Annotated in this window: 7 protein-coding genes; 6 read left to right on the top strand and 1 reads right to left on the bottom strand. The window is 63.8% G+C overall.

Annotation, left to right across the window (positions count from 1 at the left end; translation table 11 throughout):
* Positions 1-52 precede the first annotated feature (52 nt).
* The gene (glgB, locus tag EP379_RS10130) at positions 53-2,227 is read right to left on the bottom strand and encodes a 1,4-alpha-glucan branching protein GlgB (RefSeq protein WP_127477696.1); all 2,175 of its coding nucleotides are present in this window, start codon (positions 2,225-2,227) and stop codon (positions 53-55) included.
* 283 nt (positions 2,228-2,510) lie between these two features.
* Between glgB and glgC the strand changes: the two genes are divergently transcribed.
* From glgC to dinB, 6 genes are all read left to right on the top strand, one after another.
* A complete protein-coding gene (gene glgC, locus EP379_RS10125) occupies positions 2,511-3,779 on the top strand; it encodes a glucose-1-phosphate adenylyltransferase (RefSeq protein WP_127477695.1) in 1,269 nt (422 codons plus the stop codon).
* Entirely contained in the window at positions 3,769-5,469 is a 1,701-nt protein-coding gene (locus tag EP379_RS10120) for a glycoside hydrolase family 57 protein (RefSeq protein WP_127477694.1), read from the top strand. Before glgC ends, EP379_RS10120 begins: the two co-directional genes overlap by 11 nt.
* Positions 5,470-5,607: 138 nt before the next feature.
* Positions 5,608-7,080, top strand: coding sequence for a 4-alpha-glucanotransferase (gene malQ / locus EP379_RS10115; protein ID WP_127477693.1), 1,473 nt, complete (start codon positions 5,608-5,610; stop codon positions 7,078-7,080).
* A 110-nt stretch (positions 7,081-7,190) separates the two neighbouring features.
* Positions 7,191-8,621, top strand: coding sequence for a class I SAM-dependent methyltransferase (locus EP379_RS10110; protein ID WP_127477692.1), 1,431 nt, complete (start codon positions 7,191-7,193; stop codon positions 8,619-8,621).
* A complete protein-coding gene (locus tag EP379_RS10105) occupies positions 8,618-9,271 on the top strand; it encodes a VWA domain-containing protein (RefSeq protein ID WP_172600439.1) in 654 nt (217 codons plus the stop codon). Before EP379_RS10110 ends, EP379_RS10105 begins: the two co-directional genes overlap by 4 nt.
* Before the next feature lie 11 nt (positions 9,272-9,282).
* Entirely contained in the window at positions 9,283-10,491 is a 1,209-nt protein-coding gene (dinB, locus tag EP379_RS10100) for a DNA polymerase IV (protein ID WP_197722771.1), read from the top strand.
* Positions 10,492-10,493: the final 2 nt, after the last annotated feature.

Below are 10,493 nucleotides of genomic sequence, written 5' to 3'. Positions count from 1 at the left end.
TTCCCTGCGGTATCCGCCCGGGGGCGGCGGGGCCGTAATGGCCGGGAAAAACCTAGGGCTTCAATCTTAGTACGACGCCGGCCAGGGGCGGAAGCGGAAATTGTACCGACCACTGCCGTCCCATGTGCGGTATGGCCTCGCTGGAGAGCGGGCCGGCGCTGCCGATGTTGCTGCCGCCGTAGTAGCCGGAGTCGGAGTTGAACACCACCTCGTAGCTGCCGGGGCGCGGTACGCCGAGGCGGAAGTGATGGTGCGGCACCGGGGTGAAGTTGAGCGCCACCACCACCAACTCCTCGCCGGCGCGGCGCACGTAGCTGAGCAGGGAGGCGCGAGCGTCGTGGCAATCGATCCACTCGAAGCCCTGGCCCTCGAAGTCGTAGTAGTGCAGGGCGCGCTGCTCGCGGTACAGGCGGTTGAGGTCGCCGACCAGGCGGTGCACGCCCTGGTGTTGCGGCCGTTCCAGCAGATACCAGTCCAAGGCGTGGTCATCGTCCCATTCCCTGCCCTGGCCGAACTCGTTGCCCATGAACAGCAGCTTCTTGCCCGGCATGGTGTACATGTAGGTGTAGAGCAAGCGCAGGTTGGCGAAGCGCTGCCAGTCGTCGCCCGGCATCTTGTCCAGCATGGAGCGTTTGCCGTGCACCACCTCGTCGTGGGAGAAGGGCAGGATGAAGTTCTCGCTGAAGGCGTAGAGCAGGCCGAAGGTGAGCAAGTCGTGGTGGTAGGCGCGGTGCACCGGCTCCTTGTGCATGTAGTTCAGGGTGTCGTTCATCCAGCCCATGTTCCATTTCATCGAAAAACCCAGGCCGCCCATGCTGACCGGGCGCGACACCATGGGCCAGGCGGTGGATTCCTCGGCCATGGTGAGGGCGCCGGGGAACTGCTCGTGCACCACGCTGTTCAGTTCCTGCAGGAAGGCGATGGCCTCCAGGTTTTCGCGCCCGCCGTAGACGTTGGGCAGCCAGTCGCCGGGCTGGCGCGAGTAGTCCAGATAGAGCATGGAGGCCACGGCATCCACGCGCAGGGCGTCGATGTGGAACTCCTGCAACCAGTACACGGCGCTGGAGATGAGGAAGTTCTTCACCTCGTTGCGGCCGTAATTGAAGATCAATGTGCCCCAGTCGCGGTGTTCGCCGCGGCGCGGGTCTTCGTGTTCGTACAGCGGGCTGCCATCGAAACGGGCCAGGGCGAAGGCGTCGCGCGGGAAATGGGCCGGCACCCAGTCGAGGATCACGCCGATGCCGTTCTGGTGGCACAGGTCGACGAGGTAGCGCAGGTCATCGGGGTGGCCGAAGCGGCTGGTCGCGGCGTAGTAGCCGGTGCTCTGGTAGCCCCAGGAGCCGTCCAGCGGGTGTTCGGTGACGGGCAGCAGCTCGATGTGGGTGAACCCCATGGGCTTGACATAATCCACCAGGCGCTGGGCCAGTTCGCGGTAGCTGAGGAAATGGTAATTGTCGTCTTTCTGCCAGGAGCCCAGGTGCACCTCGTAGATGGTCATCGGTGTGTGCAGCCAGTCGCGGTTGGCACGGTTGCGCAGCCAGTCGCCGTCCTGCCAGGGATAGCGGCTCTCGGCATCGACAATGGCGGCGGTGGCCGGGCGCAGCTCGAAGCGGCGGCCGTAGGGGTCGGTCTTTACCATCACGGCGCCGCTATCGCGGTGGCGCAGTTCGAACTTGTACAGGGTACCCGCCTGCAGGCCGGGAATGAACAGTTCCCACACACCGCCGCCACCGCGGGTGCGCATGGGATGGCAGCGGCCGTCCCAGCGGTTGAAGTCGCCGACCACGCTGACGCGCTCCGCATTGGGGGCCCAGACCGCGAACTGCACGCCGTCGATGCCGTCGATGCAGCGCGGATGGGCACCGAGGAAGCGGTAGGCGTGATGGTGGCGGCCCTCGCCGAACAGATAGAGATCGAAGTCACCCAATTGTGGAGGGAAACAGTAGGGGTCGTGCAGGGCCTGGGCATGGCCGCTGCCATCGCGCCAGTGCAGGCGGTAGCGCAGGGGAACCCGGTTGCCGTCGCCGCGCCACTCGAACAGGTCGCTGTTGTACAGCCGCGTCATCGGCAGCAGGCCGTCATTGCCTTCCACCGCTGCCTCTGCCGTACCGGGAAGCAGGGCACGGATCACCATGCTGTCACCTTCCTGGTGCCGGCCCAGAACGGTGAAGGGGTCGTGATGGCGTGCTTCGAGGATGCGGCGGTGGGCGTCGGGCAGTTCGCTCATGACAGATTCGGCTTATCCGGCAGTAGTTGTTCAAAGGCTAATTAATAACACAGCGACAGGTCTGTGGTATCGATTTATTGCGCGATTGCGATTCGCTCTTGCGGCAGGTGAGGCAATCGGGTATGAAGTCAGTAAATCATCCGTTTTTTCGTCATGATGTTCCTCTCCCGCGTTGTGGCGAAAAATCACCCTGCATGATTTGCCGTTTCCGTTCCGCAGGGAACTTGTCGAGCAACGGCAGGATGACGCATAACTATTACTATAACGAATTCAAGGAGGCCCCATGCCCGAGTTCCGTACTCCGCGTTTCGTCAGTCGTCTCACCCGCGACACTCTGGCGCTGATTCTTGCCGGTGGCAGCGGCACCCGTCTGAAGGGGCTGACGCATTGGCGCGCCAAGCCCGCGGTGCCGTTCGGCGGTAAATTCCGCATCATTGATTTCCCCTTGTCTAATTGTTTCAACTCCGGCATCCGTCGCATTGGTGTGATCACCCAGTACAAGGCCCATTCCTTGATCCGTCACGTGCAGCGTGGCTGGAGCTTCCAGCGTACCGAACTGGGTGAGTTCGTCGAACTGCTGCCGGCCCAGCAGCGCACCGGCGGTAGCTGGTATGCAGGTACCGCCGATGCGGTGTTCCAGAATCTGGACATCATCCGCGCCCACGACCCGGAATATGTGCTGATCCTCGCCGGCGACCATATCTACAAGATGGACTATGGCCCGATGCTGGCCTATCACGTCGAGCACGAGGCCGACCTCACCATCGGCTGTTTCGAGGTGCCGCTGGAAACCGCCAAGGCCTTCGGTGTCATGGCAGTGGATGGCGAATGGCGCGTCACCGGCTTCACCGAGAAACCGCCGCAGCCGGAGTGTATCCCCGGCCGGCCGAAGGAGGCACTGGCCTCCATGGGCATTTATGTGTTCAACACCAAATTCCTGTTCGAGCAGCTGGTGCGCGATGCCGAGAGCGTCGGTTCCGAGCGCGATTTCGGCAAGAACATCATCCCCAACGTGATCCACAACCATCGCGTGTACGCCTATCCGTTCCGCGACCCCATCACCGGCAGTCAGGCCTACTGGCGTGATGTGGGTACCGTAGACTCGTACTGGGCGGCCAACATGGAGCTGATCGGCGTGACGCCGGAATTGAACATGTACGACAACGAGTGGCCTATCTGGACCTACCAGGAGCAGTTGCCACCGGCCAAGTTCGTGTTCGACGACGATGATCGGCGTGGCCAGGCGGTGGATTCCATGGTGTCCGGTGGTTGCATCATCTCCGGCGGCAGCGTGCGTCACTCGCTGCTGTTCTCCAACGTGCGCGTCAACTCCTACAGCCAAGTGGAGGATTCCGTGATCCTGCCGGATGTCATCATCGGCGAGCGCTGCCGCATCCGCAAGGCGGTGATCGACAAGCGTTGCATCATTCCTGACGGCACCATCATCGGCGAAAATCTGGAACAGGACGCCAAACGCTTCCATGTCAGCGAGGGCGGTGTGGTGCTGGTGTGTCCGGATATGCTGGGGCAAGAATTGCATCATGTCCGCTAATCCACGCCTCAAGGTGGTGCTGTGCTGGCACATGCACCAGCCACAGTATTTCGATCTGGAAAGCGGCCAGTATCAGCTGCCGTGGACCTATCTGCACGCCATCAAGGATTACGTCGACATGGCAGCGATCATCGAGGCGGTGCCCGGCGCACGCGCGGTGATCAATTTTGCACCCACCCTGCTCGAACAGCTCGACGACTATGCACTGATGGTGCGTGACTATCTGAACCGGGGAGCGCCGTTACGCGACCCGTTGCTGGCGGCGCTGGTGGCGCCGGCCCTGCCGGGAGATGCCGAGCAGCGCCTGTTGCTGATCAAGAACTGTCTGCGTGCCAACGAGATCCGTCTCATCGATCGTTTCCCGCAGTTCCGTCTGCTGGCCGATATCGCTCGCTGCGTGGAGGGTGCGCCGCGCATGGTGCGCTATCTCGACGAGCAGTACCTTATCGACCTGCTGGTTTGGTATCACCTGGCCTGGATGGGTGAAACCGTGCGCCGCGGTGACAGTCGCGTGCAGCAGTTGATGGAGCGTGGTTCCGGTTACACCCAGGCGGATCGCCGTTTGCTGCTGCAACTCATCGGCGAGTTGCTCGACAGCGTGGTGCCGCGTTACCGCCGTCTGGCACAAGACGGTCGCATCGAGCTGTCGGTGACGCCCTATGCCCATCCGATCATGCCGCTGCTGCTCGATATCCAGTCGGCGCGCGAGGCGATGCCTGAGGCACGCTTGCCGCTGCTGGAAAAATATCCCGGCGGCGAGGCGCGCGTGCGCTGGCATGTGCGCGAGGGCATACGTGTGTTCGAGCAGCATTTTGGTTCACGGCCGCGTGGCTGCTGGCCCTCCGAGGGCGGTGTCAGCACCGCTACCGTACGCCTGCTGGCCGAGGAGGGATTTGTCTGGGCGGCGAGCGGTGAAAGCGTGTTGCGCAACAGCCTGCATCGTGCCGCTGTGCCGCGCAGCCAGTGCATCCATCGTCCCTATCAGGTAGACGGTGCCGCCATGTATTGCTTCTTCCGCGATGACGGTCTGTCCGATCTGATCGGCTTTACCTATGCCAACTGGCATGCCGACGATGCGGTGAACAATCTTGTCCATCATCTGGAGAACATCGCCGCCGCCTGTGCCGAGGAGCCCAACCGCGTGGTGTCCATCATCATGGACGGTGAAAACGCTTGGGAGTATTATCCGGAAAACGGCTTTCATTTCCTGTCGGCGTTGTATCGTCGGCTCGCCACGCATCCCGGACTGGAGCTCACCACCTTCGGCGATTGTGTCGATGCTGGCTTGGTTCCCACTCCGCTATCGCAACTGGTGGCCGGCAGCTGGGTTTACGGCACCTTCTCTACCTGGATCGGCGAGGTGGACAAAAATCACGCCTGGGATCTGCTAGGTGATGCCAAGCGTGCCTTTGATGCAGCCGTGGCAGCCGGTCGGCTGAGCGGCGAACGCCTGCGCGAGGCGGAGCTGCAATTGGGGGTATGCGAAGGTTCCGACTGGTTCTGGTGGTTCGGCGATTACAATCCCGCCGATTCGGTGCGCGACTTCGATCGCCTGTTTCGCATGCAACTCGCCAAGCTCTACCGCCTCATCGGTGAGGAGCCACCTGCGTCCATCACTCACGTTCTGTTTCACGGCGGCGGTACGCCACAGATGGGCGGTGTGATGCGCCGCGGCCAGGAGAATACATAGGTACGAGATTCGAAGTGAAAGGTACGAGAGACGGTGCGCGCAGCACATGCATCCCTCGTATCTCGCACCCTGTCTCTCGTACCTGAACATTACAGGGATGAAGACTTCTCGCTTCTCCACAGCACCAGCAAGGTCTGCATGACTCAACACATCGCCCACACCCCGCTGCAGCGACGCCAGGCCGGTGTCCTGTTGCACCCAACGTCGCTGCCGGGGCCGTGGTACTGCGGCGATCTCGGCGCAGAGGCATGGCACTTCGTCGATTTTCTCGCCGCGGCGGGGCAGCAGGTCTGGCAGATCCTGCCGCTGGGACCCACCCACGAGGACCTGTCGCCCTATCAAAGCCTGTCGGCCCACGCCGGCAATCCGCAGTTGATCAGCATCGAAGCCTTGCAGGCACAGGGATGGCTGGAGGCGGTCATCCCCGATCCGCGCCGTGAGGCCAAGGCACCGCTCGTGGCCCATGCCTGGCAGGGGTTCCAGGCCCGGGCCGATGCGACGGCCCGGACGGACCTGCAGCAATTCATAGACAACACGCACTGGCTGGATGATTACATCCTGTTTTCTCTCATCAAACGCCTGGAAAATGGCCGCGGCTGGACCGAGTGGCCGGCGCCGCTGCGTGATCGCGATCCGGCAGCGCTGGCCGCTTTGCGTCAGCAATACGCAGACGAATTGGCAGTATTGCAGTTCGAACAGTTCGTATTCGACCAGCAGTGGCAGGCACTCAAGCGCCATGCCAATGGCAAGGGTATCGCCATCTTCGGCGACATGCCGATCTTCGTCGCGCACGACAGCGCCGATGTCTGGGCGCAGCGTGAGTGCTTCGACCTCGACGAAAGCGGCCGCCCCACGGTAGTGGCCGGGGTCCCCCCCGATTACTTCTCCGCCACCGGGCAGCGCTGGGGCAACCCGCACTACGATTGGGAGTGGATGGAGAGCGACGGTTTCGGCTGGTGGCGCCAGCGCCTGGAGGGGCAACTGCGCCTGTTCGACTTGGTGCGCATCGACCACTTCCGTGGCTTCGAGGCCTACTGGGAGATCCCCGCCCACGAGGAAACGGCGATCAACGGTCGCTGGATGAAGGCACCGGGTGATGCGCTGTTCGCGGCCTTGGCCGAACGTTTCGATCCGCTGCCGGTGGTGGCGGAGGATCTGGGCACCATCACCGCCGAGGTCACTGCGCTGCGCGATAAATACGCCCTGCCTGGCATGCGCATCCTGCACTTCGCCTTCGAGGGCGGCCCCGACAACCCCTATCTGCCGCACAACCACACGGAAAACAGCGTGGTGTATACCGGCACCCATGACAATGACACCACCCTGGGCTGGTGGAACAGCGGCAGCGAGTCTTTGCGTCACAGCGTGCTGGAGTATCTGGGCCAGCCGTCCGAGGCCATGCCCTGGCCGCTGATCCGAGCCGCCTACGCCTCGGTGGCGCGACTGGCCATCGTGCCGTTGCAGGACGTGCTGGAACTGGGCGGTGAGCATCGCATGAACACTCCGGGCACCACCGTGGGCAACTGGCGATGGCGCTTCCGCTGGGACCAGGTGGCGGCGGACCGGGCGCCGCGCCTGCGTCGTCTGGCGGAGCTGTACCGCCGCCTGTGACCACGGCCGTTCCCGTAATCTGAACGCCCTGGGAACTGTGACTGCCATAGCAGTCAACTGCCTGGATAGCCTATAACGTTGCAAGGGCTTGTCGTGCTAGGGAGGTGGCTATGTCGTGGGAAATGTTTGTCCTGGTGCCGGGTTCGCCGCTGCTGTCAGGCGTCATCTGGCTGGTGGTCGGTGTGGCCCTGCTATATCTGGCGCGCTCCGCCGCGCATCAGGCCATCGCTTCGGCCTCGCGCCTGTTGCACCACGCCTGCAAGCTGGCGGCCCGTTCGGTGCTGCTGGCGGAGCAGCGCCTCAAGCTGCGCAACACCGAGGTGTTGCTGGCCGCCGGCCGTGAGGCTGCCGAGCGCATCATCGAGCGCGAGTTCGAGCGTATCGATGCCTCCGTGCAGCGTGACCTGGCGGAGTATCCCGCCCTGCAGCGCCAGATGAGCGAGGCCATCACGCGACTCGAACAGGATTATCACGCCAGTGCCGAGGTGCCGCCGGAGCCGCCGGCCTGGGCCAAGGTGGTGGATGCCGTGGCCAAGATTGCGCCCAAGGAGCCGGTGGTGGGCGAGATCCTGGAGGACATCCATGATTCCATGGTGCGTGCCCAGCGCACCGCCATCGAGCAGTACCGCAACGACAACAGCAAGCGCCACCGCATCCTGAGCCGCATGATGCCGCTGTGGCGCAAGGTGGCGCGGGTGCTGGGCGAGATGGACAAGCGCGTCAACCGGCTGCTGGAGCGTTCCACTGCCATAGACCGACACATGGAGGCCTATGAGGACATCCTCAATCGCAGCCCGCGTGCCGAGCGTATGCTGTCGTCGTCGTCATTGACACAGTTCTTCATCGCCGGTGCCGTGCTGGCCGTGGCCATCGGCGGCGCCATCATTAACTTCCATCTCATCGCCCGTCCGATGCAGGAGATGGTGGGCGGCAGCAGCTACATCATGGGGTACAAGGCCGCCAACATCGCCGCTTTGGTGATCATCCTGGTGGAAGTGGCGATGGGGCTGTTCCTGATGGAGTCGCTGCGCATCACCCGTCTGTTCCCCATCATCGCGGCATTGGATGACCGCCTGCGTGTGCGCATGATCTGGGTGGCCTTCCTGTTCCTGCTCGCGCTGGCCAGCATCGAGGCCGGTCTGGCCTTCATGCGCGAGAAGCTGGCGCAGGACGACGCCAGTCTGGTGGCTTCGCTGGTGGGCGGGCAGGGGGAGATGAATGCGATCGCCGCCAATGTCTGGATCACCACCGCGGCGCAGATGGGCATGGGCTTCATCCTGCCCTTCGCACTTACCTTCGTCGCCATTCCGCTGGAGTCCTTCGTGCACTCCTCGCGCACGGTGCTCGGCCTCCTCGGGCAGGGGCTGCTGCGCGCATTGTCCTTCCTGCTGCGCCTGATCGGCAATGTGTTCCGCCACGGCGGCAACATGCTGATTCGGCTCTATGACCTGGTGATCTTCCTGCCGTTGTGGGTGGAGCAGAGGGTTCTGGCAAGGCGTCAGATGGCGCCGACCGGGCAGATCGCGGAGGATGCATCATGAAGCGACTGATTCTCGTCCTGACCGCGACGTTTGCGTTGCTGTTGACCGCCTGCAGCGATGAAACCTCTCACAGTCGCGGTGTCTACATGCTGCTCGACACTTCCGGCACCTATACCAGGGAGCTGGAAAAGGCGCAGCAGATCATCAACTTCGTGCTGGCCAAGCTGCAGCCGGGCGATTCCTTCGCCGTGGCGCGCATCAAGACCGGCAGCTTCAGCGAAAAGGACATCATTGCCCGTGTCACCTTTGATGGCCAGCCCAGCCGTGCCAACCTGCAGAAACGCCAGTTCCGCGAGGCGATCGACAAGTTCATCGCCAACGTCAAGCCCAGCGCCTACACCGACATCACCGGCGGCCTGCTGCAGGCCATCGAGTATCTGGATGAAAAGGCACCCGGCCGCAAGACGGTGCTGATCTTCTCCGACATGAAGGAGGAACTGGCGGCCGGCTATGTGCGCGACGCCATTCCGCTCAAGCTGGACGGTTTCGAGGTGATCGCGCTCAACGTCAGCAAGCTGCGCTCCGACAACATCGACCCGCGCGAATACATGGACCGCCTGGCGCAGTGGCGCCAGCGCGTGGAGGCGGGCGGCGGCTCCTGGCGGGTGCTGAACGACCTGGAGCGGCTGGAGACCTTGTTCGTCGACTGACGTAAACTGGTGTGCCCGAATCATCCGGTCACATCGCCATGCAGCGCACCATTCTCCATGTGGACATGGACGCCTTCTTTGCGGCGGTGGAGATCCGCGCGCGGCCGGAACTGGCGCAGCAGCCGGTGATCGTCGGTGGCGCCGCCGAGCGGCGCGGCGTGGTGGCGGCGGCCAGCTATGCGGCGCGCCGTTACGGCATCCACAGCGCCATGCCGACCGCCACCGCCTTGCGCCTGTGTCCTCAGGCCGTCCTGCTGCCGCCGCGGCATGACCACTACGCCGAGGTGTCGCAGCAGATCCGTGCCGTTTTCGAGCGCTATACCCCCCAGGTGGAGCCCCTGTCCCTGGACGAGGCCTTTCTCGACGTCAGCGGCAGCGAGCGGCTGTTCGGGCCGGGCGAGGCCATCGGCCGGCGCATCAAGGAGGAAATCCGCGCCGAGCTGGGGCTGGTGGCCTCCGTGGGGGTGGCCCCCAGCAAGTTCGTCGCCAAGATCGCCTCCGACATCGACAAGCCGGATGGTTTCGTGGTGGTGGCCCCGGAGCAGGTGCAGTCCTTTCTGGACCCCCTGCCGGTAGGACGGTTATGGGGGGTGGGCAAGGTCGGGGCGAAGGTCTTCGAGCGCCTGGGTATCACGACCATCGGCCAGTTGCGCTGCTACAGCCCGCGCCTGCTGCGGCAACATTTCGGCAATGCCGCCGGGCAGTTGTGGCAGCTGGCCCACGGCCGGGACGAGCGCCCAGTGGTGAGCGAGCGCGAGGCCAAGTCCATCTCCCAGGAGACCACCTTTCCCCGCGACATCGATGACTCCGGCGTGCTGCGTGCCTGGCTGCAGGATCTTGCCGCCCAGGTGGCGTGGCGCTTGCGCCGCCATGGCCTCAAGGGGCGCACTGTGCACCTGAAGGTGCGGCTGGCGGATTTTTCCACCCTCACCCGGGCCCAGACGCTGGCGCAGGCGACGGATATCACGGACGAAATCCGTCGTGTGGCATTGACTCTGTTCGAGCAGCGCCTGCCCCGCCCACTGCCGCCGCTGCGCCTGCTCGGTGTCGGAGTCAGCGGCTTTGCCGCCGTCCCGGGCCAGGACGACCTGTTTGCCGTGGCGGGACGTGAGCGGCAGAGCCGCCTCGATGCCGTGATGGACCAGGTGGCGGAGCGTTACGGCCGGGGCAGTATCGTGCGTGGCGTGGGGGCCGGCAAGAACGGCCCTGAACAGCGGTAATT

The organism is Sulfurivermis fontis, from assembly GCF_004001245.1.
In the GTDB taxonomy this organism is placed as follows: domain Bacteria; phylum Pseudomonadota; class Gammaproteobacteria; order Thiohalomonadales; family Thiohalomonadaceae; genus Sulfurivermis; species Sulfurivermis fontis.
The sequence above is the reverse complement of the archived record's forward strand: the minus strand, read 5'-3'. Positions and strand labels throughout refer to the sequence as shown.

What these genes read in the sequence shown, in the direction of transcription:
- glgB (WP_127477696.1), bottom strand. Translation starts at nt 2,227, where the DNA reads ATGAGCGAACTGCCCGACGCCCACCGCCGCATCCTCGAAGCACGCCAT.
- EP379_RS10110 (WP_127477692.1), top strand. Translation starts at nt 7,191, where the DNA reads ATGTCGTGGGAAATGTTTGTCCTGGTGCCGGGTTCGCCGCTGCTGTCA.
- EP379_RS10120 (WP_127477694.1), top strand. Translation starts at nt 3,769, where the DNA reads ATGTCCGCTAATCCACGCCTCAAGGTGGTGCTGTGCTGGCACATGCAC.
- malQ (WP_127477693.1), top strand. Translation starts at nt 5,608, where the DNA reads ATGACTCAACACATCGCCCACACCCCGCTGCAGCGACGCCAGGCCGGT.
- EP379_RS10105 (WP_172600439.1), top strand. Translation starts at nt 8,618, where the DNA reads ATGAAGCGACTGATTCTCGTCCTGACCGCGACGTTTGCGTTGCTGTTG.
- glgC (WP_127477695.1), top strand. Translation starts at nt 2,511, where the DNA reads ATGCCCGAGTTCCGTACTCCGCGTTTCGTCAGTCGTCTCACCCGCGAC.